The sequence below is a fragment of the Stenotrophomonas sp. SI-NJAU-1 genome, assembly GCF_020883215.1.
Lineage (GTDB): Bacteria > Pseudomonadota > Gammaproteobacteria > Xanthomonadales > Xanthomonadaceae > Stenotrophomonas > Stenotrophomonas indicatrix.
This window is the reverse complement of sequence record NZ_CP086598.1, coordinates 193,297-217,594: the sequence shown is the minus strand read 5'-3', so window position 1 is coordinate 217,594 and position 24,298 is coordinate 193,297. Positions and strand designations below refer to the sequence as shown.

18 protein-coding genes, 1 pseudogene and 1 riboswitch are annotated in these 24,298 nt (G+C 67.4%); of the genes and pseudogenes, 10 read left to right on the top strand and 9 right to left on the bottom strand.

From position 1 onward, the window contains the following. Positions 1–132 precede the first annotated feature (132 nt). Positions 133–1,230 (top strand): D-alanine--D-alanine ligase, encoded by a 1,098-nt coding sequence (gene ddlA / locus LMF57_RS00950; RefSeq protein WP_229290533.1) that lies wholly within the window; start codon positions 133–135, stop codon positions 1,228–1,230. 85 nt (positions 1,231–1,315) lie between these two features. Here the strand turns inward: ddlA and LMF57_RS00945 are convergent, their stop codons facing one another. The 3 genes from LMF57_RS00945 to oleC all read right to left on the bottom strand — a co-directional run bounded on the left by LMF57_RS00945 (position 1,316) and on the right by oleC (position 4,234). Next, on the bottom strand, positions 1,316–1,471 hold the full coding sequence (locus tag LMF57_RS00945) for a DUF1328 domain-containing protein (RefSeq protein WP_025875842.1): 156 nt from the start codon (positions 1,469–1,471) through the stop codon (positions 1,316–1,318). Between the two features lie 121 nt (positions 1,472–1,592). After that, positions 1,593–2,579 carry a 2-alkyl-3-oxoalkanoate reductase gene (oleD, locus tag LMF57_RS00940; protein ID WP_229290532.1) on the bottom strand — a complete coding sequence of 329 codons (987 nt, stop codon included), beginning with the start codon at positions 2,577–2,579 and terminating at the stop codon, positions 1,593–1,595. Next, the gene (oleC, locus tag LMF57_RS00935) at positions 2,576–4,234 is read right to left on the bottom strand and encodes an olefin beta-lactone synthetase (RefSeq protein WP_229290531.1); all 1,659 of its coding nucleotides are present in this window, start codon (positions 4,232–4,234) and stop codon (positions 2,576–2,578) included. Before oleC ends, oleD begins: the two co-directional genes overlap by 4 nt. Positions 4,235–4,336: 102 nt before the next feature. Here oleC and LMF57_RS00930 point away from each other — a divergent pair, with 102 nt between their 5' ends. Further along, positions 4,337–4,762: a YkgJ family cysteine cluster protein gene (locus LMF57_RS00930; protein WP_025875849.1), complete on the top strand. Its 426-nt coding sequence runs from the start codon at positions 4,337–4,339 to the stop codon at positions 4,760–4,762. Positions 4,763–4,921: 159 nt separating this feature from the next. On the opposite strand, the gene LMF57_RS00925 is transcribed toward LMF57_RS00930, so the two are convergent. From LMF57_RS00925 to LMF57_RS00910, 4 genes are all read right to left on the bottom strand, one after another. After that, positions 4,922–5,812, bottom strand: coding sequence for an alpha/beta fold hydrolase (locus LMF57_RS00925; protein ID WP_229290530.1), 891 nt, complete (start codon positions 5,810–5,812; stop codon positions 4,922–4,924). Positions 5,813–5,937: 125 nt separating this feature from the next. Beyond that, the gene (locus LMF57_RS00920; RefSeq protein WP_025875853.1) at positions 5,938–6,954 is read right to left on the bottom strand and encodes a 3-oxoacyl-ACP synthase III; all 1,017 of its coding nucleotides are present in this window, start codon (positions 6,952–6,954) and stop codon (positions 5,938–5,940) included. Between the two features lie 102 nt (positions 6,955–7,056). Beyond that, entirely contained in the window at positions 7,057–7,374 is a 318-nt protein-coding gene (locus LMF57_RS00915) for a DUF4156 domain-containing protein (RefSeq protein ID WP_025875855.1), read from the bottom strand. Between the two features lie 195 nt (positions 7,375–7,569). After that, positions 7,570–10,419 (bottom strand): pitrilysin family protein, encoded by a 2,850-nt coding sequence (locus tag LMF57_RS00910; protein WP_229291350.1) that lies wholly within the window; start codon positions 10,417–10,419, stop codon positions 7,570–7,572. 405 nt (positions 10,420–10,824) lie between these two features. On the opposite strand from LMF57_RS00910, the gene LMF57_RS00905 reads away from it, so the two are divergent. Then, positions 10,825–11,301 (top strand): hypothetical protein, encoded by a 477-nt coding sequence (locus tag LMF57_RS00905; protein ID WP_208081925.1) that lies wholly within the window; start codon positions 10,825–10,827, stop codon positions 11,299–11,301. A gap of 70 nt (positions 11,302–11,371) precedes the next feature. After that, entirely contained in the window at positions 11,372–11,851 is a 480-nt protein-coding gene (locus LMF57_RS00900) for a tRNA (cytidine(34)-2'-O)-methyltransferase (protein WP_032978095.1), read from the top strand. A gap of 300 nt (positions 11,852–12,151) precedes the next feature. Here the strand turns inward: LMF57_RS00900 and LMF57_RS00895 are convergent, their stop codons facing one another. Beyond that, on the bottom strand, positions 12,152–13,315 hold the full coding sequence (locus LMF57_RS00895) for an acyl-CoA dehydrogenase family protein (RefSeq protein WP_208081926.1): 1,164 nt from the start codon (positions 13,313–13,315) through the stop codon (positions 12,152–12,154). A 307-nt stretch (positions 13,316–13,622) separates the two neighbouring features. Between LMF57_RS00895 and LMF57_RS00890 the strand changes: the two genes are divergently transcribed. Together LMF57_RS00890 and LMF57_RS00885 are read left to right on the top strand one after the other, a co-directional pair. Then, positions 13,623–15,299 (top strand): electron transfer flavoprotein-ubiquinone oxidoreductase, encoded by a 1,677-nt coding sequence (locus LMF57_RS00890; protein ID WP_025875865.1) that lies wholly within the window; start codon positions 13,623–13,625, stop codon positions 15,297–15,299. A 66-nt stretch (positions 15,300–15,365) separates the two neighbouring features. Further along, positions 15,366–15,767 carry a c-type cytochrome gene (locus tag LMF57_RS00885; RefSeq protein WP_208081927.1) on the top strand — a complete coding sequence of 134 codons (402 nt, stop codon included), beginning with the start codon at positions 15,366–15,368 and terminating at the stop codon, positions 15,765–15,767. On the opposite strand, the gene LMF57_RS00880 is transcribed toward LMF57_RS00885, so the two are convergent. Beyond that, positions 15,761–19,369 carry a transporter substrate-binding domain-containing protein gene (locus tag LMF57_RS00880; protein ID WP_208081928.1) on the bottom strand — a complete coding sequence of 1,203 codons (3,609 nt, stop codon included), beginning with the start codon at positions 19,367–19,369 and terminating at the stop codon, positions 15,761–15,763. The two genes, LMF57_RS00885 and LMF57_RS00880, sit on opposite strands and share 7 nt — an antisense overlap. A gap of 75 nt (positions 19,370–19,444) precedes the next feature. Here LMF57_RS00880 and LMF57_RS00875 point away from each other — a divergent pair, with 75 nt between their 5' ends. The 4 genes and pseudogenes from LMF57_RS00875 to LMF57_RS00860 all read left to right on the top strand — a co-directional run bounded on the left by LMF57_RS00875 (position 19,445) and on the right by LMF57_RS00860 (position 24,285). Then, the gene (locus tag LMF57_RS00875) at positions 19,445–20,083 is read left to right on the top strand and encodes a response regulator transcription factor (RefSeq protein ID WP_025875871.1); all 639 of its coding nucleotides are present in this window, start codon (positions 19,445–19,447) and stop codon (positions 20,081–20,083) included. Positions 20,084–20,375: 292 nt separating this feature from the next. Beyond that, positions 20,376–20,774 carry a glycine zipper 2TM domain-containing protein gene (locus LMF57_RS00870; protein ID WP_117309253.1) on the top strand — a complete coding sequence of 133 codons (399 nt, stop codon included), beginning with the start codon at positions 20,376–20,378 and terminating at the stop codon, positions 20,772–20,774. A 129-nt stretch (positions 20,775–20,903) separates the two neighbouring features. Continuing rightward, on the top strand, positions 20,904–22,031 hold the full coding sequence (locus LMF57_RS00865) for a phosphotransferase (protein ID WP_208081929.1): 1,128 nt from the start codon (positions 20,904–20,906) through the stop codon (positions 22,029–22,031). A 155-nt stretch (positions 22,032–22,186) separates the two neighbouring features. Then, positions 22,187–22,282: riboswitch (TPP riboswitch) on the top strand. 70 nt (positions 22,283–22,352) lie between these two features. Next, positions 22,353–24,285 (top strand): annotated as a pseudogene (locus LMF57_RS00860) (TonB-dependent receptor plug domain-containing protein). The last annotated feature ends 13 nt before the right edge of the window (positions 24,286–24,298 follow it).

Below are 24,298 nucleotides of genomic sequence, written 5' to 3'. Positions count from 1 at the left end.
GTCGACACGGTAGATCAGGGGCATGCGCAATTGACGCGCGCGAAGGGATTCCTGGTTCATCTGTGCCTCACGCGGAAGGCCGATGAAGGTTCATGCTATGGAGCCACGCAACGCACAGGACATCGCATTTCCATGGCACGGACACGGGTTGGCATCATCTTCGGTGGCAGGTCTTCCGAACACGAAGTTTCGCTGCAGTCGGCGAAGAACATTCTCGACGCGCTCGACCGCGAGCGCTTCGAACCGGTGCTGATCGGCATCGACAAGCAGGGCCAGTGGCACCTGAGCCAGCCGGACACCTTCCTGCTCAATGCCGAGGATCCGGCGCGCATCGCCCTGCATCCTTCCGGTACCGCGCTGGCGGTTCTGCCCGGCACCGAGCAGGCCCAGCTGCAACCGACCGATGCGGGCAGCGCGCTGGGGCAGATCGATGTGGTGCTGCCGATCGTGCACGGTCCGCTGGGCGAGGACGGTGCGCTGCAGGGCCTGCTGCGCATGGCCAACCTGCCCTTCGTCGGCTCGCCGGTACTGGGTTCGGCGGTAGCCATGGACAAGGATGTAACCAAGCGCCTGCTGCGCGATGCCGGCCTGCAGGTGGCGCCGTGGGTCTGCATCCGCCGCCATGAAGCCGATTCGGTCGATGTCGATGCCCTGATCGCGGCACTCGGCCTGCCACTGTTCGTGAAGCCGGCCAACCAGGGCTCATCGGTGGGCGTGAGCAAGGTGAAGGACGCCGCCGGTTTCGCCGAGGCATTGCAGACTGCGCTGCGCTACGACCACAAGGTTCTGGTGGAATCGGCCGTGGTCGGCCGCGAGATCGAATGCGCGGTGCTGGGCAACGAGCGGCCGCAGGCCAGCATCTGTGGCGAGGTGGTGCTGCACGACGAGTTTTACGCCTACGACACCAAGTACATCAACGAAGATGGCGCCGACGTGGTGGTGCCGGCCGCGATCGACGCGGCGACGCAGGCGCGTATCCAGGACATCGCGCTTCAGGCGTACCAGGTACTGGAATGCGCCGGCATGGCGCGCGTGGATGTGTTCCTGACCGCGGATGGCCGGATCGTCATCAACGAGGTCAACACGCTGCCCGGCTTCACCCGCATCAGCATGTATCCGAAGCTGTGGGGCGCCAGTGGCGTGGGCTACACGGCGCTGATCACGCGCCTGATCGAACTGGCGATGGAACGGCACGACGCCGATCGCCGATTGCACAGCGCGGTGCGCTGACCGCGCTTCGGCAGTGCCGGCCGCCGGTCGGCAACCCCGGCTAATCGAGGTTGCCGACCAGCGGCCGGCACGACTGCTCAAGCGGTCATGTGCGCTTGCGGAACATCGAGATCACCGCCAGCACCAGGAACACCACGAACAGGATCCAGGCGATGTTGCTGGCGGCACCGGCGATGCCGGAGAAACCGAGCACGGCGGCGATGATGGCGATGACAAAGAAGATGACGGCGTAATGCAGCATGGTGCTCCTCGCAGGTGGTCGGCCGTGGGTGGCGTTGTGTCCATCCTGCGCATCTGCCGGTGTGCAACCGGTGATGGCGATCTCTGCGCGTAATGAAGGCTTCAGCGCGGTGATGCCGCCGTCATGATGCGGCCTTCAGTCGTCGCAGCCCTTCTTCGATGCTGACCTGCGGCACGTAGCCGAAATCACGGCGCGCCGGCTCCATGCTGTACCAGTGCGGCGTGCACAGCTGCTCGGCCAGGAAGCGCGTCAGCGGCGGCTCGCCACGCAGGCGCAGCAGCGGCCACAGCCGCTCGCAGATCGCGCCGATCCGATACGCCGTCTTGAAGCTGATCGCCTTGTCCACGGTTGGAGCGCCCACCGCCTGCAGCAGCTTGTTGACCAGCTCGCGCATCGGCAGCGGCTCGCCATTGGAAATGAAGTACGCCTTGCCGGCGCACGCAGTGCCCGGTGCCAGCGCTTCGAAGGCGAGGAAATGGGCCAGCGCGGCGTTGTCGATGTACGTGGTATCGACCTTGTTGTTGCCGTCGCCCACCAGGCGCAAACGGCCAGCGCGTGCACGATCGGCCAGACGCGGCACCAGCTGCTGGTCGCCCGGGCCCCAGATCAACCGCGGACGCAACGCCACGGTTGCCAGGGTCGCGTCATTGGCCGCCAGCACGCGCTGTTCGGCAATCGCCTTGGTCGCCGCGTACGGCGCCTGGAAATCCTCGCCATACGGCACTTCGTCCGCACCCAGTCCTTCCACCGGGTGCGTGGCGCGGTGGGTCACGCTGGGCGTGGAGGTGTAGACCAGCCTGCCGATGCCATGCGCGCGGCAGGCGGCGATGACGTTGTCGGTGCCGACCACGTTGGCCTGGTGGTAGCTGTCATAGCTGCCCCACGCACCCGCCTTGGCACCGTTGTGGAACACCGCATCGACGCCGGCCACCGCATGCAGCACCGCCTGCGGATCGGCCAGGTCACCGCGGATCTGGCCCACGCCAAGCGCCTGCAGTTGCGGGTAGTGGCTGCGGTTGAACGCCAGCACCTGGTGGCCACGTTCGACCAGGCCACGGCACAGCGCCTGGCCAAGGAAACCACCACCACCGGTGACCAGGATCTTCATGCGCGCTTCTCCAGTTCGGCGCGGGCCCAGACGGCGAGCTTCTCGCGGCCGATCTTGGCGTTGTGACGGATATCGACGGGGAACGCCGGATGCATCAGCACGTGTTCCAGCTTCATCTCGGGCAGACGCGCAGCGGCCGTGGCATGCAGCGCCTCGCGCAGAGCAGGGCTGTCGGACTGGCCACGCTGCAGCTCCACGCACAGCACCGGCACCTGCGCACCGGCCGCGCCGACACCCACCAGCGCAGTGCGTGCCACGCCGGGTACGGTGTTGAACACCGGCTCGACCTGTTCGGTGTACAGCGGTCCGTGGGCGGTTTCCACGCGATGGGTCTTGCGGCCACAGAACCACAGCCGTCCCTGCGCATCGAAGTAGCCGACATCGCCCATGCGATGCACGATGCGGACGCTGCCATCGGACAGGGTTTCGCTGATCTTCGCCGCCGCCGTCGCCTGCGGACGGTTGAAATAACTGTCGGTGGCGGTCGGTCCGGCCACGGTGATCTCACCGATCTCGCCCACGGCCAGTACGCGCGCCTGCGACCAGTCCGGCAGCGGCGCATCATCGATGGCGATGATGCGCACCTCGTTCGGTGCGACCACGCTGCCGACGCAGGTGCCAGCACCGGCCTCGGTGGCCGCGCGCGTACGCTCCAGCTCGCGACCCTCGACCACCGCCACCGGCAGGCACTCGGTGGCGCCATACGGTGTCCAGAACTGGGCATCGGCCGGCAGCAGGCTGCGGATGGTAGCGACCACGTCCGGCGGCACCGGCGCACCGGCCGAGGTCACCCGGGTCACCGTCGGCAACGGCCGCCCGTGCCGCGCCAGCACCCGCATCAGCGCGGGCGAGCCGAACAGCTGGGTCACGCCGAAACGCTGGATGGCGTCATGCAGGCGCGCCGGGTCGGCCTGGGCCGGCCGGGTCGGGTCCATGTCCGGAATCACCGAGGTCAGGCCCAGTGCCGGATCGAACAGCGCAAACGGCGGGAAGGTCGGCAGGTCCACCCCACCCGCCTCCATGCCGAAGGCGCTGCCCAGCAGCTCGATCTGGCCGACGAAGTGGCGGTGGCGGTAGACCACGCCCTTGGGCACGCCGGTGGAGCCGCTGGTGAACAGGATCGCCGCCGTGTCCTCGCCATCGGTGTCGGCCAGCATCGGGCCGCTGTTGGCGCCGGCACGCTCCAGCGCGGCCAGCGTGGTACCGCCCCAGCCCAGGCGGCGGCCAACAGTCACCAGACGGGTCGCCGAAGGCGCCCAGCGCAGCGCCAGCCGCGCCACGTGGGCCAGCGGGATGCCGATGAAGGCCTGCGGCTGTGCCTCGTCCAGGCACTGCTTCAGCGCGCGCTTGTCGATGCCCGGATCGACCAGCACCGGCACCGCGCCCAGCTTGAACAGGGCGAACATCAACAGGAAGAACTCCGGCGACGGCCGCACCATCACCACCGTGCGCACCCCGCGGCCGATGCCGTAACCGGCCAGGCCGGCCGCCATCGCATCGCTGCGGGCGTCCAGCTGACGGTAGTCCAGGGTCACGTCGTAGGCGGCCATGCCGTTGCCGGCGCCGCGGCGCCCGGGGCAGCGGATGGCGATCTGGTCGGGGCGTTCACGCGCCAGCTCGGGCAGCCGCGCGGCGATGTTGCAGGATCGGTTCATCCGTTCATTGTCGCCGCTTACGGAATTTCTTGCGCGGCGGCCGCCAGCGTGGAAAATCCGCATCCTCGTCCCTTTCCCGATGCCGCCCGAGGCGGCTTGCCCATGCAACATCCCTGCATGACCTGCGGCGCCTGCTGCACCCAGTACCGCGTGGCCTTCCACTGGATGGAATCGGACGAGGTCACCCCCGGCGGCGTGCCGCACCAGCTCACCGAGGTGCTTGACCCGCACCGCCTGTGCATGCGCGGCACCCATTCCAAGCCGGTGCGCTGCGTGGCGCTGGACGCGCAGATCGGCGTCTATTCACGCTGCACGATCCACCCCAACCGCCCCAGCGTGTGCCGCGAGGTGGATGCATCGTGGGAGTACGGCAAGGCCAGCCCGCAGTGCGACAAGGCCCGCATCGCCTATGGGCTGGATCCGCTGACCCTGGCCGACTGGCGCTGGCGCGACGGCGCGGACAACGACGACGACCACCCGGACGACAACGGCAACAGCCCCTCGCCACAGGCGCCGATCGCGGCGTGACGGGCGTGCCGACCAACGGTCGGCACCCACCCATCCCTTCCCCGGGCGTGCCGACCAGCGGCCGGCACCCACCCATCCCTTCCCCAGGCGTGCCGACCAGCGGCCGGCACCCACCCGTTCACTCTCCCGGTGGGTGCCGACCGTTGGTCGGCACACTCTTCAGATCGGGTTCTTGTCCAGGAACGCCCGGATCTCCGGCACCAGCACTTCATGCTTGTCTTCCAGCACGTAGTGGCCGGCATCCTCGAAGGCGTGCACCTGCGCCTTCGGCAACGCCGCCTGGAAGCCCTTCAGGAAGTGGTGGTCGAACACAAAATCACGCAGGCCCCAGCCGAGGAAGGCCGGACGATCGGCGAACGACGGCAGCGCCTTGCCGGCGCGCTCCAGCAGTGACCACGCCTTGTCGGCCGGCGACAGCGGAATATCCTGCATGAAGCGGATGGTGCTGATGCGGTTGGCGTAGCTGTTGTACGGCGACACGTAGGCGCGGCGCACATCGGCGGGCATCTTCCGCTCCACGCCCAGCCACGAGGCACCGGAGGAGAACGCATTGAAGGTGCGGATGATCCACTCGCCGATCTTCCAGTGCCGGCCCAGCGCGATCTGCCACGGCATCTTCTTGGCCGCCGGCATCGGGAACGCGGCGGTGTTGAGCACCACCAGCCGCTTGACCTGGTCGTGGTGCGACAGCGCCCAGCCGAAGCCGATCATGCCGCCCCAGTCGTGCACGGCCAGCGTCACCGGGCCGGTGATGCCCAGATGCTTCAGCAGCGCATCCAGATCATCCACCCGCGACTGCAGCGTGTACGCGTAGCGGCTGTCGTCGGGCTTGTCCGACAGGCCCATGCCGATATGGTCCGGCACGATGCAGCGGTACCTGTCCGACAGGCCGGCCACCAGCGTGCGCCAGTAATAGCTCCACGACGGGTTGCCGTGCACCATCACCACCACTTCGCCATCGCGCGGGCCTTCGTCGAGATAGTTCATCGACAGGCCGGGGCGGACCTCGAAACGCTGCGGGTGGGCGGGGTAACCGGGAAGCTGGGACATCGGATCGCACCTGTAGAAAGGGCCGGTAGAACCGGCCCTTGGACACTTGGAAACATCATCGCTGTCCGTCGCGAGCGATTGGCTGGCAGGTGCGGACGGCGCGCAGCAGGTCAGCGGTGACTTTTTTACCAGACCACTTCGGCCATCGAGCAGTTCAGGCCCGAGCCGATGCCCAGAAGCGCGATGCGGTCGCCCTTCTTCAGCTTGCCCAGCTGCTTGAGCTTGCTCAGCACGATCGGCACCGAGGCCGGACCGATGTTGCCGTGCTCGCCGAAGATGGTCATGACCTTCTTCGGGTCGATGCCGAAATTCTTGATGAACGCCGCGGTGTGCGGCTGGCTGACCTGGTGGATGACGAACTGGTCCAGCTCTTCCACGGCCCAGCCCAGTGCGATCTTGGCGGCGGTGAAGGTCTTCTGGGCCAGCTTGATGCCCTCGATCAGCAGCATGCGGGTGTCGGTGACCATGCGGTCCAGGTTGCCCAGGCACAGCTGGTTCCACTCGGTGGCCGAGCGGGTCACGCCACCCTTGTAGCGCGGCGCGTCGGGCACCAGCTCCGAACGGGCCATCACCATCGCGGCTGCACCGGAACCGGTGGTCAGCGCCGCCAGCTCGTTGCGGAAGTCGTCGGCGGTGACGTCCGGCGCGGTCATCCGCTCCAGGGTCTTTTCGTACACCAGGTTGGCGGTCTCGCCATCCACCACCAGCGCATAGTCGATCTCACCGCGCTCAAGCATGCGCGCAGCGATGTCCATGCCGTTGATGAAGGCCAGGCAGGCATTGGCGACGTCGAAGGTCATGCACTCGTCGCTGACACCGAGGTTGCCGGACACGATGGAAGCGGTGGACGGCTCCAGGTAGTCACGGCTGACCGAGGTATTGATCAACAGGCCCACCTGCGTCGCATCGATGCCTGCGTCTTCCAGCGCCTTGCGGCCAGCCATGGTGGCCGCATCGGACGCCAGGACGCCGTTGTCCCACAGGCGGCGCGCGTGGATGCCGGCGATGTCGCCGAGGACGTCGGTACGGATACCAAGGCGATCCAGCGTCGGCTGCAGGCGTTCGTTGATTTCCTTGGTCGTCAGCGTGTGCGGCGCATCAACGTGAGCCAGGCCGGCAATCGAGACATTCTTGAAGAGCATCGAGGTTAGCGCCAAGGCTCAGGCAAAGGGGGCGCTATTCTATAACCCCCCGGGCCTTCACCGCATCTTTACGAATTCAGCCTTGGCCGTATGGTGAAGGATTCAGCGCGGCGGGCACTGGAAAGCGGCAAAGCGCTGGCTGCCATCGGCAGGGGCCGCAGCGGCCTGCACGGCGTTGGCGCCGGTGGTCGGGGCCTCGTTGCGGGCCAGGGTTTCCAGCTCTTCCTGCACGCGCAGCGGGTTACGGTTGTAGAAGCCGACCTTGCTCTTCACGGTCACCACTACTTCACCCTTGGAGATGCAGCCAGCCGGTACCGGGCCTGCCGGCAGCACGCGGGTCGCCTTGCCGGCCGGTTCGATCGGCACCCAGGTGCAGGCGGTGACGGTGAGCAACAGGGACGACAGCAGCAGAACGCGCATGGGCAGGATCCTGGAAGGGAATGTCAGGAGTGTGCCTGAACCGTCTGAATCAGGGATAGCCGAAGAAGGCTGCGGTAGCGCCGGGCCATGCCCGGCGGTTCTTCGAAGGCGTCCAGATGCCGCGCTGCGCGCTCGCCGGGCACGGCCCGGCGCTACCCGCAGGTGCCTGCCCGCCGGAGCGGGCAGGCACATCGCTTACTTCTTGACCGGGTTGCCTTCGGCATCGATCACGGTCACTTCGCCCAGGTTCAAGGCGCGCACGGCCGCTTCGGTCTGCTTGAGGTCACCCACCACCACCCAGGTCAGCGCCTGCGGCTTGATCTCCGCTGCCGCCTGCTGCACCTGTGCCGGGGTCATCGCTTCGATCTCGGCCTTGCGGCGCAGCACGTAGTCGTCCGGACGCTTGAACTGCACGATCGTGCCGATGGTCGAGGCCACCGCGCTGGCGGTCTCGTAGGCGCCGGGCAGGCTCAGCGTCTGGATGTTGCGGATGCGCGCCACTTCCGCGTCGGTCGCCGGCTTGCTGCCGTTGGCGAACTCGGCGATCTCCTTGCGCATTTCCGCCATGGCCGGGCCGGTCTTGTCGATCTGCACCGGTGCCATCGCCATCCACGGGCGCTGGCCCACGGTGTTGCTGGCGCTGGTGCGGGCACCGTAGGACCAGTGCTTGTCCTCGCGCAGGTTCATGTTCAGGCGCGAAGTGAAGTCACCACCGATCACGCCGTTGGCGATGTCGAAGCGGGTCGAGCTGGGATCGCTGGACGGCGGCACGACCTGGCCGGCGAACAGGTTGGCCTGCACCGCGCCCGGCTGGTCGATCAGGAACACGCGCGGGCTCTTCGGCAGCGCCACGGCGGTGGTGGCCTTGATCGTCGGCGCATCACCGGTGGCCTTCCAGTCGCCCAGCTGCTTGTCCAGCAGCGGCACGATCTCGGCCAGGGTGGTATCGCCAACCACGATCAGGGTGCCGTCCTGCGGGCGCAGCCAGTCGCGGTGGAAGTCGACCAGGTCCTCGCGGGCCAGGCTGCGGATCGCTGCTTCGTCACCGCTGCCGGTGAACGGGATCGCGTACGGGTGGCCCTTGCCGTACAGCAGCGGCGGCAGCACGCGCATGGCCACTGCGTTCGGGTTGACCTTCTCCTGCTGGATGCCGGCGATCCAGGTCGCCTTGACCCGGTCGATCTCGCTCTGCTCGAAGCGCGGCTCGCGCAGCAGGCTGGCATACAGCGCCAGCGACGGCACCAGGTTCTCCTTCAGCGCGGACAGTTCCACATCCACCGAATCCAGGCCTGCGGACGCATCGAGATCCGCACCCAGCGCATCGGCTGCATCGGCGAAGGCCAGCGAGCCGAGCTTGCCGGCGCCTTCGGTCATCAGGTTCATGGTGAAGTTGGCGGTGCCCGGCTTGCGGCCCTGGTCGGCAGTGAAGCCACCCGGGAACTGGTAGCTGAACTGCACCACCGGAATCTCATGGCGCTCGGCCAGTACCACCTGGGTGCCGTTCTTCAGCGTGGCGCGCTGCAGGGCCGGGAACTTCAGCTGCGGGAATTCGCGGGTCTGCGGTACGCCCGCCTTGCGGTCCACCTGCTCGGGCAGCGTGCTGTACCTGCTGTCCACGGCCGGCACGTTGAACGGTTTCGGCGCCTGCGAGGGGTCTTCCTTCAGCGCCACGCGTTCACCCGGCTCGACCACCAGGGTATGGCTGCCCTTGTCCAGCCACTGCGCGCCCAGGCGCTTGAGGTCGGCAGCGGTGGCCTTGTCGATGTTGGCCAGCGAGGTGCGGAAGCAGCCCGGGTCGCCGGTGTAGACCGTGCACTCGGCCAGCGCATCGGCCTTGCCACCGAAGCCGCCGATGCGCTCGATGCCACGGATGAACGCCGCGCGCGAGCCGGTCTTGGCACGTGCCAGTTCTTCAGCGGTCGGGCCATCCTTGAGCAGGCGCTCGATTTCCTCATCGATGATCTTTTCGACCTTGGCCGGATCCTGGCCCTGCTTCACCGTGGCCATCACCATGAAGTTGGAACCCAGCTGCGAGGCGTAGGCGCCGGCGCTGATGTTGTCCACCAGCTTGTCCTGGTGCTGCAGGCGCTGGCTCAGGCGCGAAGACTTGGCGCCGCCGAGCACATAGGCCAGCAGCTGCAGCTGGTCGACGTCGGTGGTGCCGACCTGCGCCACGTTCCAGGCGCGGTAGATGCGTGCCTGCGGCACCTTGTCGGTCATCACCTCGCGGGTGTCGGCCGGCCGCTTGGCCACGTCCACCTTCGGCTGCGCCATGGTCGGGCCGGCCGGGATGCTGCCGAAGTACTTGGCCGCCTTTTCCTTGGCGGTGGCCAGGTCGATGTCACCGGCCAGCACCAGTACCGCGTTGTTCGGGCCGTACCAGGTGCGGAACCAGGTCTTGACGTCGTCCAGCGAGGCGGCGTTGAGATCGTTCATCGAGCCGATCACGCTGTGGTGGTACGGGTGGCCCACCGGATACAGCGCGCGGTTGAGCTGTTCCCACACCTGGCCATAGGGCTGGTTCTCGCCCTGGCGCTTCTCGTTCTGCACCACGCCGCGCTGTTCGTCGAGCGCAGCCTGGTCGATCGCACCCACCAGATGGCCCATGCGGTCCGATTCCATCCACAGCGCCATGTCCAGCGCGGTGGTCGGCACGTTCTCGAAATAGTTGGTGCGGTCGGTATTGGTGGTGCCGTTCTGGCCGGTCGCACCCACCTGCTTGAAGGGTTCGAAGTACTCGCCGTCGTGGTTCTCGCTGCTCTGGAACATCAGGTGTTCAAACAGATGCGCGAAGCCGGTGCGCCCGGCGGGCTCGTCCTTGCTGCCGACGTGGTACCAGATGTTGACCGCAACGATCGGTGCCTTGCGATCGGTATGCACCACCACGCGCAGGCCGTTGGGCAGGGTGAACTGCTCGAACGGGATATCGACCTTGCTGGTCGCGGCCGGCTTGGCCGCCAGCGCGTAGGTCGGCGCGAGCGTGCCGAGAGCAGTACTGAGAGCAACAGCGAGCAGCGCGGCGCGCGGGCGCAGGGTGAGCGACATATCCGGGTCCTTGGTCACGAAGGTGAATCCCGATCCTAGCGCGGGCGTGCGGCTACCGGTATCGGCCACCAGTCACTGGGGGTGATCGGCCCCATCGGCCTTCGTGATTGGCCGTTCCCGGGTCACGAACGGCGGTGATTCACGTCCGGACAGTGTCCGCAGCCCCCCGAATGGACAGGTGTCCGCCCTGCGGACACTTTCGGCGAGCCATAAAACCCTTATGAATCAACGGCTAAAAGTTGGCACGGGGATTGCTTTGTACTTCCTGCGCCAGGAAGGGCTTCAGACGAAAGCTGACTGAAGGCTGAACAAAAGCAGGAAATCGAAAATTCCGCTTGCATTCCCAGAACTGGTGTTCTACCTTACTACCACACCACTGCTCACCAACACTAAACAGGCCCCGTCATGAACGCCAAGACCATTGCCATCGCCATCGCCCTGATCGCCGGCACCGCGGTTGTTTCGTCGGTGCAGGCCTCCGAATCCATCAAGACCCTGTCCACCGTGCAGGTCCGCCCGGCCGCCGACCAGCTGATCCAGCAGGCCTGGGAACAGGCCAGCGGCATCCCGACCCTGGCCACTGTCGAAGTGCGCCCCAGCGTTGACCAGCTGGCCGAGCGCGACGGCTACATCGCCAGCCCGGTTGCCGCCGCGCTGCCGATCACCACCCTGGCCTCGGTTGAAGTGCGCCCGAGCCTGGAGCAGCGTGTCGCCCTGGCTGCCGAGCAGGAAGCCCAGCGCTACGCCGCCACCCTGGCAGCGGCCGCCACCAGCGTCGCCAACCAGGTGATCGTCAACCTGCCGGCCCTGCAGGTGCGTCCGAGCGCCGCCCAGCTGCAGGCCTTCGCTGCCGAAACCGCCCAGGTCCTGCTGCGCCCGTAAGCGACGTCCGCCCTGCCCCGCGCGGGGCGTGCGTCGTAAAGGCGGCCGCCGTCGCAGGTACACTGCGCCGATGAATGCCGCGCCCCAGTTCCACGTGATCCTGTTCCAACCGGAAATCCCGCCCAACACCGGCAATGTGATCCGGCTCTGCGCCAACACCGGCGCGCAGCTGCACCTGGTCGAGCCGCTCGGCTTCGCACTGGAAGACAAGCAGCTCAAGCGCGCCGGCCTGGACTACCACGAGTACTCGCGCCTGCAGGTGCATCCGGACCTGGACACCGCGCTGGCGCGGATCGCACCGAAGCGGTTGTTCGCCCTGAGTACGCGTGCCAGCGTCCGCTATGACAGCGTGGCGTTCGACGACGGTGATGCCTTCCTGTTCGGCCCGGAAAGTCGTGGCCTGCCGCAGGACGTGCTGGATGCCCTGCCCGACGGCCGCCGCCTGCGCCTGCCGATGCGGCCGGACAACCGCAGCCTCAACCTGTCCAACACCGTTGCGGTGGTGATGTACGAGGCGTGGCGCCAGCATGGGTTTGCCGGCGGGGCGTAACGCCACGCGTCTCTCTTCCGCCTGATTGCTGTGGCGGGCGCATGCGTTCATGGGCGTTACTTTTCTTTCCGCGCGGAAAGAAAAGTAACCAAAAGAAACGCGCCGCCATCCGCGAGCCGGTGCTGCGCACCGGTACCCTGCGCTCCTCGGCCCGTCGGGGGACGGCGCGGAACTCGCTGCGCTCAGACACCCGCGCCTCTTCGCCCCCGCCGGACCTGCGGTGCTCGGCTCGCTTCAAGGCGGAACCAACAGCCGCTCAGTAGATCCACGCCATGCGTGGATGGCTGTTCCCCGCCCCACTCAGAACGCGTTGATGCCGGTCAGTTCGCGGCCGATCACCAGCTGGTGCACGGTCTCGGTGCCTTCATAGGTGATCACCGATTCCAGGTTCAGCGCATGGCGGATCGCCACGTGCTCGGTGGTGATGCCGGCGCCGCCCAGCAGATCGCGGCATTCGCGGGCGATGTCGATGGCCATGCGGCAGTTGTTCCACTTGGCCAGGCTGACCTGCTGCGGTTGCACCTGCCCGGCTTCCTTCAGTCGGCCCAGCTGCAACGCCAGCAGCTGCGCCATGGTGATGCGCCGGGCCATGTCGGCCAGCTTGATCTGTGCGCTCTGGGTCGCGGCCAGCGGGCGGCCGAACAGCACGCGCTCCTTGGCATACCCCAGCGCTTCATCCAGGCAGGCGATGGCCGAGCCGATCGGGCCCCAGCTGATGCCGAAACGCGCCTGGGTCAGGCAGCCCAGCGGCCCCTTCAGCCCCTTCACGTTCGGCAGGCGGTGGCTGTCGGGTACGCGCACGTCGTCGAAGAACAGTGCACCGGTCAGCGACGCGCGCAGGCTCATCTTGTGCTTGATCTCCTGCGTGGTGAAGCCGGGCATGCCCTTCTCCAGCACGAAGCCCTGGATGCCGTCTTCGGTCTGTGCCCAGACGATGGCCAGGTCGGCCACCGGTCCGCTGGTGATCCACATCTTGCTGCCGTTGATGCGCCAGTCGCTGCCATCGCGCACCGCGCGGGTCTTCATGCTGGCCGGGTCGGAACCACCATGTGCCTCGGTCAGGCCGAAGCAGCCGATCAATTCGCCGCGGGCCATCGCCGGCAGCCATTGCCGGCGCTGTTCTTCGCTGCCGTAAGCAAAGATCGGGTACATGCACAGCGAGCTCTGCACCGACACGAAGCTGCGCAGGCCCGAATCGCCGCGCTCCAGCTCCTGGCAGATCAGCCCGTAACTCACCGCCCCCATGTCGCCGCCGCCGTACTCACCCGGCAGCGTGGCACCGAGCAGGCCCAGCGCGGCGATCTCCGGCACCAGTTCCGATGGGAACCGTGCCTGGTCGAAGGCATCACCGATGATCGGCAGCACGCGCTCGTTGGTGAAGCGCGCCACGCTCTGCTGTACCGCGCGCTCTTCCTCGCTGAGCAGGGAACGGACATCGAACAGGTCGTACGGATCCAAAGCCATGGCACTCACACGCAGTCGGGACTGCCGCCATTGTCGGCCATCCGGGCGGCGTTGGTGTGCGGGTAGAGGCCGACCCTGGTCGGCGCGGGTGTTTCCGCTCACGCCAACCAAGGTTGGCACCTGCCAGACCACGCGCATTACGCTGCATTGCAGCAATTGCGATGTGAACATCGGCGATCTAGCTCGATCACGCCCGTCCCGGTACCCTGACACATTCAAACAACCGTTTCGCCCGTGGCTGCACGCGCGATTCCCAGGCAACCGCCGGTGGCCCCGATGCCGGCACTACCCACGAGTCATGCAATCGATGAGTGCTGAAGCCAACGCCCTGCCCCCGCGTGAAGTCATGGAATTCGACGTGGTCGTCGTCGGTGCCGGCCCGGCCGGCCTGGCCACCGCGATCCGCCTGCGCCAGCGTGCAATCGACGCCGGCCGCGAACTGTCGGTATGCGTGCTGGAGAAGGGCTCCGAACCCGGCGCGCACGTGCTGTCCGGCGCGGTGATGGACCCGCGCGCGCTGACCGAACTGTTCCCGGACTGGGCCGAGCGCGGCGCACCGCTGAAGCAGAAGGTCACCCGCGACGAGTTCCTGTTCCTCAGCGAGACCGGCGCGCGCACCACCCCGCACGCGCTGTTGCCCGAGTGCTTCCACAACGAAGGCAACTACATCATCAGCCTGGGCGAGGTCACCCGCTGGCTGGCGCAGCAGGCCGAGGCGCTGGAAGTGGCGATCTTCCCCGGCTTCGCCGCCGCCGAAGTGCTGTACGGCGATGACGGCGCGGTGATCGGCGTGGCCACCGGCGACATGGGCATCGAAAAGGACGGCACGATCGGCCCGGCCTTCGAACGCGGCATGGCCCTGCATGCGAAGTACACGGTGTTCGCCGAAGGCGCGCGCGGCCACCTCGGCCGCCAGCTGATCAGCCGTTTCAAGCTGGACGAAGGCAAGGATCCGCAGGCCTACGGCATCGGCATCAAGGAACTGTGGCAGATCGACCCGGCCAAGCATGAGCCAGGCCTGGTGGTGCACGCCGCCGGCTGGCCGCTGGATACCGACACCTACGGCGGTGCCTTCCTGTACCACGCCGACGGCGGCAAGGTCGCCATCGGCTACGTGGTCGGCCTGGACTACAAGAACCCCTGGCTGAGCCCGTTCGAGGAATTCCAGCGCTTCAAGACCCATCCGTCGATCCGCAAGCATCTGGAAGGCGGCACCCGCATCGGCTACGGCGCGCGTGCGATCACTGCGGGCGGCCTGATGTCGCTGCCCAAGACCGTGTTCCCGGGCGGTGCACTGGTCGGCTGCGAAGCCGGCTACCTCAACGTCAGCCGCATCAAGGGCAGCCACGCTGCGATCAAGACCGGCATGCTGTGCGCCGATGCCGCCTTCGATGCGCTGGTGGCCGATCGCCAGCACGATGAGCTCAGCGCCTACCCGGCCGCCTTTGAAACCAGCTGGCTGCACGACGAACTGAAGCTGTCCAAGAACTTCAAGCAGTGGTTCAAGAAGGGCCAGACCGTGGCCACGCTGATGACCGGCATCGAGCAGTGGCTGCTGCCCAAGCTGGGCGTGCGCAACCCGCCGTGGACCCTGCGCCACAGCATCCCGGACCACGCCTGCCTGGAGCCGGCATCCAAGCACACGCGCATTGCCTATCCCAAGCCCGATGGCGTGCTGACCTTCGACCGCCTCAGCTCGGTGTTCCTCAGCAGCACCAACCACGACGAGAACCAGCCCAGCCACCTGACGCTGAAGGATGCGAGCATCCCGGTGAAGGTGAACCTGGCCGAGTACGCCGGTCCGGAAGCGCGCTACTGCCCGGCGGGCGTGTACGAGTTCGTCGGCGACGGCAACGATGCGCGGCTGCAGATCAACGCGCAGAACTGCGTGCACTGCAAGACCTGCGACATCAAGGACCCGACCCAGAACATCGTCTGGGTGACCCCGCAGGGCGGCGGCGGACCGAACTACTCCGGCATGTGAGCGGCGATGGGGCTGCGACGGCCGGTCGCAGCCCCACGGCGCCTGCGCCCGTTATCCTGCTCGCCCATGCGTGCCCTTCGCCTGCTTCCCGTTGTTGCCACGATCCTGGTCGCCAGTGCGTGCCAGCGACCGCCCGCCGCGCCCAGCACGCCCGAACAAGCGCGCCAGCAGGCGATGCAGCGCGCGTTCGAACTGTGCGCGGGCTGCCATACCGTCAATGCCGGCGGCATCCACCGCTTCGGTCCCAACCTGCATGGGGTGATCGGCCGTCGTGCGGGCAGCCTGCCCGACTACGGATACTCGCAGGGCATGCGCCGCGCCGACTTCGTGTGGAGTGCGCAGACCTTGGACACCTTCCTGCAGTCGCCCACCCATCTGGTACCCGGCACGCGCATGTACAACTCCTTCCCGAGCGCCGAGCGTCGCGCGCTGGTGATCACTTACCTGCAGGAGCACGCGGCTCAGTGAGCCAGGCGCTGCAGCTGGTGCTGAAGGTGAGCCACGAACTGCCCGGCGTCGGCAACCGCCGATGCGACCTCTGCATCGCCTGCGGCCTGCAACCGTTCCACCAGCGCGTTGGCGCGATCGGCCAGGCCGCGTGCCCCCACCGCCCCCAGCGCACCGGCCTGCCGATGCAGGTGCAGCGCGGCCGTCACCCGGTCGCCTTCGTGCAGCGCGCGCTGCAGGGCCGCGATGTCCTCGTTGCTGGCCTTGACCAGGCTGTCGTGCAGCTGGCGGGCGATCTCGCGCGAACCGAAGCGCCGTTGCAGGGTCGCCAGGTCGGGCAGCCCCTCGTCGCCCTCGGGCTCATCGTCGCTGTCCACCGCCGCCTGCTCATCTTCAGCACCCTCGGCGCGCGGCAACCAGCGCAGCAGCGCCTGCCGCAGCGTCGCCAGCGACAACGGCTTGGCCAGCACGTCGTCCATGCCGGCTTCGCGGCAGCGGCGTGCGTCATCGTCAAGCACGCTGGCGGTCAGCGCCAGCACCGGCATCCGCGGCTGGCCGTTGCGCCCCTCGCGCTCGCGCAGCAGGCGGGTGAAACCAAATCCATCCAGCACCGGCATGCGGCAGTCGGTGATGACCAGATCGAAGGATTCCTCCGCCAGCCGGTCCAGTGCCTGCTGCCCGTCATCGACCAGCACATGCGGCACGCCCAGCTGCTGCAGGCGCCAGGCCATCATCGCCTGGTTGGTGGGATGGTCTTCAATGATCATCACCCGTGCCTGGCGCAGATCAGGGGGCAGCAGCGCGATCTGCTGGTGCTCGGCCTGCAGCGCGATCACATCCTCGCTGCGCGCCTCCACCAGCGACAGCAGCACGTCCACCCGGGTCCCTTCGCCCAGCGTGCTTTCCAGCTTCAGTTCGCCGTCCATCTTCTGCACCAGGCGCCGGCAGATGCTCAGGCCCAGCCCGGTGCCCCCATGGTCGCGCTGGATGTACGCACCGGCCTGGGTGAAGGGTTCAAACAGGGTCGGCAGCTGCTCCGGCGCGATGCCGATGCCGGTGTCGGTGACGCTCAGGCGCAGCGGCTGGCTGCCATCCTCGGCAGTAGGGCCCAACACTTCCAGCTGCAGCCGCACCGAGCCCTTCACGGTGAACTTGATGGCATTGCTGAGCAGGTTGAACACGATCTGGCGCAGGCGCACGCCGTCCACCTCATGGGCCTGTGCCAGCTGTTCGTCGATGTCCAGCTGCAGGTCCAGGCCCCGCGCCGTGGCCTGCGGCAACAACAATCGATGCACCCCCTCCAGCAGTGGCCGCACCGGCAGCGGCACCGGCTCCAGGCGCAGCGCGCCCGCTTCCATCCGCGAATAGTCGAGGATGTCGTCCAGAATCTGCCGCAGCATCTGCGCCGAGTCTTCAATCACGCCGAGGATGCGTTGCTGTTCGGCGTCCAGCGGCGAATGCGCCAGCACTTCCAGCATACCCAGCACACCGCTCATCGGCGTGCGGATTTCATGGCTCATGGTGGCCAGGAAGCGCGATTTCGCTGCCGCAGCCTGCTCGGCTTCGACCTTCGCCGCGGCCAACGCGTCGGCCTGCGCGCGCGCCTGGCTCACGTCCACCCAGTAACCACTCCAGGTCACCGCGCCTGCTTCGGTTGAATACGGGTGCGCCTGGCTGCGCACCCAGCAGGGCGCACTTCCGTCGCGATGGATACGGAACTCGAAGGACAGCGGGGCAAAATTGCGCGCCGCCAGCTCCATCGCACGCAGCACCTTTTCGCGGTCGTCGGCATCGATGCATGCCAGCAGCGCCTGGCCATCCGACTCCGCCTGCTGCCGGCTGATGCCGAACATCGACTGCACATCGCCGGCAATGAAGGGGAAGCTCAAGGTGCCGTCCGCTTCGCGGCGGGCCTGGTAGACGATGGCAGGCAGGTTGTCGGTCACCTCGGCCAGGCGCTGCTCCAGCTCGCGGCGGCCGGCTACTTCGCGGCGCAACCGCCAATGCCCCAGCCCGTGCACCGCCACGGCAGTGGTCAGCACCAGCAGCAGCGGAAGGCCCCAGCGCAGGAGGGTGCTCCAGTCCACCCCATCGCGGTATTCCACCGACAGCCAATCGCCGCGCAGGGCCTCACGCCGGCGCGGCCCCAACTGCAGCAGCAGGCGGTCGAAGGTGGTGGCCAAGGCCGCATGGCGGCGCTCCACCGCCAGCGCCAGCTGGTCGTTGAAGCCAGCTGGCGCTGCCAGTTGCAGGCGCCCCGGGAAGCGGTTGCGCAGCAGCTGGTCGACCAGCGCCAGGTTGCCCACGTAGGCATCGGCCTCGCCATCAGCCAGGCGTTGCAGGGCCTGCTCGGCACTGCGCGCGGCGACGATCTTCACCGACGGCGCCTGCTGCTGCAGGTAGCCACGGATGCGCTCCGGATCGGACAACAGCACGCGTTTGCCGTCCAGGTCCGGCAGGCCCAGCATCGACGGGCTGTCAGTGCGGGTGACGATCACATTGGGCACGGTGATGAAGGGTTGGCTGAACACCCATTCCGGCCCCAGATAGCTCGAATCGGCAGGAATGCCGATCACCGCCTGCAGTTCCCCGCGACGCGCCTTCTCGCGCACCTCGTACCAGTCATGGCTGTATTCAACCTGCAGGTTGGCGCCGGCCTGCAGCAGGCGCTGCAGGTATTCATTGGTCAGGCCACTGGGCTTGCCATTCCTGTCGGCGAACGACAGGGGAGCGGCGTTGGGCGCAAAGCCGATCTTCAACGGTTGCTGCAGCACGCGTTTTTCGGCCTGGCTCAACGCCAGCTGCGCCGACGCCGACCACTGCGGCGGCGGCAGCCAGCGCTGGGCGAGGGTGTCGCGCTGGGTTTCGCTGACAGCGGCAAGCGCCAGATCCAGTGCTTCAGACAACGGCTGTTTGCTGTTGGGCACGCCGAAGTGCAGCCGCTCCGGGGGCAGGTCGCTGGGCCGCAGCAGGGCCACTCCCTTCAGTCCGGCGGCGGCGATCAGTTCCGTGGCCACGTAGGCATTGCCGATGAAAATGTCGGCTTTGTCGTCTCTGACCATACGCAAGGCTGTCAGCGTGTTGTCTGCGACAAGTTGCCGTGCCCTCGGGAACCGCGCGCGCACCTGCGCCCCGGTCATGAAGTCCTGCTCGACCACCACGCGCAACCCATCCAGGTCAGGTGCTTCCGAGGCACGCAGGTCTTGTGGACGCCCGACCAGGGCCAATGGTGCTTCGGCATAGGCAGCGGTATAGACCATGCAACGGGTACGCTCGGCGCTGAGCGCGATGTTCATCACCACGTCAATCTCGCCACGACATGCCGCATCCAGCACGGAGGGCCAGTCCGCAAACCGGCGCGTTACCACCTTCAGGCCAAGCTGCCGGGCCAAAAGCGTCAGGTAGTCCGGTCCGAGGCCCACCTGCTTCCCGTCCTGGATCGACTCAAAAGGAGGCCAGCCACTGTCATACTGTCCAACAACGACAACAGGATGTGCGGCCAGGTACTCGCGCTGCAGGGGGCTGAGTGGCAACGGCCCCGGCGTGGACGCAGGCTGGGCCAGCGCCGGCAGCGCCAGCAGGGTCGCCAACAGGATCAGTCCACGGGCCGCCCAGCTGCGCATCTGCAACGATCTCCTGGAAGTCCTGCCAGGGACCGCGACGGTCGCGGTCCGGCGTGCCGGTGGCCATACTAGAGCATGACCTTGCGCATCATCATCGCAGACGATCACCCCGTGGTCCGCATCGGTACCCGCGCCGTCATCGAGTCCAGCGGCGTTGGCAGAGTCGTTGGCGAGGCCGACAACGCCCAGGCGCTGATGACCCTGCTGACGACCCAGCCCTGTGATCTGCTGGTCACCGACTATTCGATGCCCGGCAGCCCCCAAGCCGATGGTTTCGCCATGATCGGCATGATCCGCCGCCGCCATCCCGACCTGCCGGTGCTCATGCTCAGCGTCTCCAACAACCTGGCGATCCTGCGCATGGTGCTCGACAGCGGCGTGCTCGGCCTGGTCGACAAGAGTTCGTCGATGGATGAACTGCCGCAGGCGATCCAGGCGGTCTATCGCGGCCAGTCCTACATCAGCCGCAGCCTGCGCGAACGGGTGGAGGAAGCGGGCAGCTGGCGCATGCGCGAGGGTGACGGCAAGCCGTTGTCGCCGCGCGAAGTGGAGGTGCTGCGCCTGCTCGGCACCGGCATGACGGTCAAGGAAATCTCGCTGCAGCTGCACAAGAGCGTCAGCACCATCAGCCGCCAGAAGGGGGACGCCATGCTCAAACTGGGCCTGAAGGGCGACGCCGAGCTGTTCGACTACCTGCGCGACGGCAGGATCTGAGATTCTTCGCCCCGCGGTGCTTCTGCATAAGCCGGCGGCCCCTGCCCGCCACGCAATCGGCCACTGGCTGATACCGAGGCCGTGCATTGACCCTTTCCTTTCTGCCAGCTGAGCGCCCGCCGCGCTTTCAGCCTCGCTTCATGCCGCCTGACGCTAGATGAATGCGCAAGCCGCACAGGGATCACGCGCAATGTTCCGGCAATGTCCGGGCACCAGCGTGGTCCCTACGGCAGCCGGGGTGCCCAGCGCCCTCCCTGCCCACCGTGGCATGCACCTCACAGGAGAACCCAACATGCTCAGCACTTCCGCACTCAGCTTCCGTGGTCTGGCGATGGCCCTGGCACTTCTTGCCGGCGTGGCCGTGGTCAGTGATGCCAGCGCGATGTCGAGGAAGGACAAGCGCACCGTGGTCGGTGCCGTCGTCGGCGGCGTGGCGGGTCACCTGATCTCCAACGGCGACCCGGCTGCCACTGTCGGCGGCGCGGTTGCCGGCGGCGCCATCGGCAACCTGACCACCTCCGACCGCCATGATCGCCGTTACGACGGCCGCTACGATCGTCGCTACGATCGCCGTTATGACCGTGGGTACAACCGCGGCTATGGCTACGACCGCCGCGATGACCGTCGCTGGCACCGCGGTCGCCATGACAACCGCTACTACCACGACCGCGGCCGCCATCGCGGCTGGTAAGCGCCCCGGCCACAGGCCGCACGTGGCGTCCCTGACGGGCGGGTCGATGACCCGCCCGTTTGCGTCTGTGGCGTCCATGGCGTTGAATGCGCAGCCTTGGATGTTCCATTACTCACCAGCGGCCGTGGCATGACTTCTTCCCCCCATCGCGTGCAGGGTCTCAACAACGACGAGGTCGCCGCCGACTGGCCGGCGATCGACGCGCAGGAGATCACCTGGCTGCGTGGCCACTTTCCGCAGCTGTGCGCGGACAGCACGCTGCGCTGGCACAGCCCGCGCCCGTTGTCGGCCGCGGCCATCGTCGACGGCACCGGCGGTCCGGTCTTCATCAAGCGCCACCACCACAGCGTGCGCAGTGCTGGAACCCTGGAAGAAGAACACCGTTTCATCGTGCATCTGGCAACTGCCGGCATGCCGGTGGTGCAGGTGCTGGCCAGCAACGACGGCCGCACCGCACTCGAACACGGCCAGTGGACCTACGAACTGCATGCGGTGGGCGCCGGCAAGGACCTGTATCGCGAGCTGCCGTCATGGTCACCGCTGACCGACATTGCCCAGGCCCACCAGGCAGGGCGCATGCTGGCCACGCTGCACCGCGCGGCCGCCAGCTACCACGCCCCGCAGCGCAGCACCCATCTGCTGGTGGCACGCGACGACCTGATCCGCGCCGATGACCCGATCGCCGCGCTGAAGGCCGACCTCGGCAACCGCCCCGGGTTGGCCCGCTACCTGGCGCGCATTCCCTGGGAGGAACAGCTGCGCCGCGATGTGCTGCCCTGGCACCACGGCCTGGCCGCGCGCCTGCAGGACGAACCGCGGCTGTGGGCGCACAACGACTGGCACGTCTCCAACCTGCTGTGGAACGACGACGGCACGATTGCGACGGTGCTCGATTTCGGCCTGGCCTCGCCCACCAGCGCGCTGTTCGACCTGGCCACCGCGATCGAACGCAACGCGGTGGCCTGGCTGCAGCTGGAGCGCGGCACCGATGCTGTTCGCATCGACATCGCCCTGGCCCTGCTGGACGGCTATCGGCAGGAACTGCCGCTGTCGCCCACCCGCGTGCAGCTGCTGGCCGACCTGCTGCCGATGGTGCATTTCGACTTCGCTCTGTCCGAAGTGGAGTATTTCGAGGGCGTCACCGGATCGACCGCGAACGCCGATGTGGCCTGGCAGCCGTTCATGCTCGGGCATCCGGCGTGGTTCGCCACGGCCCCCGGCCAGGCCCTGCTGGCGGCCCTGCACGCCGCCGCGTGAGCTGCGAGCCAGCAAACACGCGGGGTACTCAGTAGATCGACACCATGCGTCGATGATGCGCTCGGCCGGGGTCAGATCCCTTTCCGCTGGAGAGGGATCTGAGCCCGGCTGAAGAGCGGTAGCTCGCAAATCCGTACCATTTGTAGTGAAATGGTCACCTGAAGCGGGGGTGCCTGGATCTGCCAGGCTGAGAGAGTCCCTTGGAACCTGATCCGGTTTGCACCGGCGTAGGGAGCTTTGAGCCGCAGCCACACCCCCGTCATGGGCCGGTGCACCTGCGCGCCGTCGCTTCGTCTCCCTTGTTGTCTGAAGACGAATCGAATGAACCGCTGCCTGCACCCCACACTGCTCGCCCTCGCCCTGTGCGCCGCCCTGCCGCTGTACGCCAGCGAGGCAGGCACCGACGCCGTTGATGCTCCGCCGTCCTCTCCTACCGAACTGGCGGCGGTGCGCGTGCAGGCCGGCAAACCGAAGGCCGATACCTCGCGCGTCAACGCCTTCGGCGGCGGCTCGTGGAAGGACACCCCCGCCTCGGTGAACGTGCTGGAGCGCGACTACCTCGACCGCCGCCAGGTGCGTTCGTTGTCCGAGCTGGCCAGCAATGATGCCTCGCTGGGCGATGCCTATGCGCCGGTGGGCTACTACCAGAACATCGCCATCCGCGGCTTCGCGCTGGATGCAGCCACCGGCTACCGCTTCAACGGCATGTCCATCGCCGGCGAGCAGCGCCTGGCGCTGGAGAACATCCAGGAAGTGCAGATCCTCAAGGGCGAAGCCGGCCTAGCGGCTGGCGTGATGGCACCCGGCGGCATCATCAACTACGTGGGCAAGCGCCCGGCGGACGTGCGCACGGTCACCCTGGGCACCGATTCGGAGGGCTCGCGCTATGCGGCCGTGGATGTCGGCCACTGGCTGACCCCGCGCTTCGGCGTGCGTCTGAACGCCGCCTGGGATGCCAGTGATTCCTACGTCGAGCATGCCGACGGTCGCCGCAACTTCTATTCGCTGGCCACCGACTGGCTGATCGGCGAACACGGCAAGCTGGAAGTGGATGCCAACTACCAGACCAGCGCGCAGCGCTCGGTGTCCGGCTTCCAGCTGCTGGGCGTGCGCGACCTGCCGCGCGGCGTCGACCGCGAACGCCTGCTCGGCTACCAGCCGTGGCAGCGGCCGGTGGACATTGCCAGCACCAACATCACCGCGCTGCACACCTATGACTTCAACGATGCGTGGCAGTCGCGCGTCTCGGTCGGCCACAGCCGTTCGGTGATCGATGACAACGTCGCCTTCGCCTACGGCTGCTACTACACCGCAGGGTGCGCAGACGGCAGCGTGCCGGGCAACTATTTCGCCCCCAACGGCGACTACGACATCTACGACTACCGCAGCCCGGATGACACCCGCCGCAACCAGCAGGCCCGTGCCGAACTGCGCGGCAGTTTCGAGACCGGCAGCGTCGGCCACCAGCTGAGCATCGGCGCCGACTACTTCCGCCGCACCATCGACAAGCGCCCGAGCGTCAACGAGTACGTCGGCACCAGCAACATCCACGACGTGCAGGTGCCGGTGTTCGAGCCCTCGCCGAAGATGCCGGGTGCATCGGCACGGCGCCTGGACAGCCGGCAGACCGCATTCTTCGCGCTGGACCGGATGAGCTTCGGCGATGGGCAATGGCGGCCGGCGGCCGCTCACCGCGCCTACGACAAGCGCGGCCGTGTTCCGCACCTCCCAGCCCTACCAGTACGCAAAGCCCGACGGCAGCGATGTCGGCTACACCTTCGTCGAAGAGGGCCAGCAGACACATACCGGCCTGGAACTGACCGCCAACGGCCAGCTGACCGACGCGCTGCAGATCGTCGCCAGCGCCAGCGTGCTGCAGGCGCGCGCACGCGACACCGGCACCCCGGCCTATGAAGGCCATCAGCTGGTGAACGTGCCGAAGGTGCGCGCCAGCGTGCACCTGGCCTACGCGCTGCCGTTCGTTGAAGGCCTGGATGTGACCGGTGGCTGGCGCTATGCCTCCTCCAACGTGGCCCGCGCCGACGGCGGTGTGCGCGCACCGGACTACTCGGTGTTCGACGCCGGCCTGCGCTTCCAGCACCGCCTGCACGACCGTGCGGTCAGCTGGAACCTGTCGGTGGACAACCTGTTCAACCGCTTCTACTGGCGCGACACCGGCAGCAGCGGCGGTGACTACTACCTGTTCCCGGGTGCGCCGCGGCAGGCGCGCCTGTCGGTGACGTTCGCGCTGTGAGCGACGTCGCGCT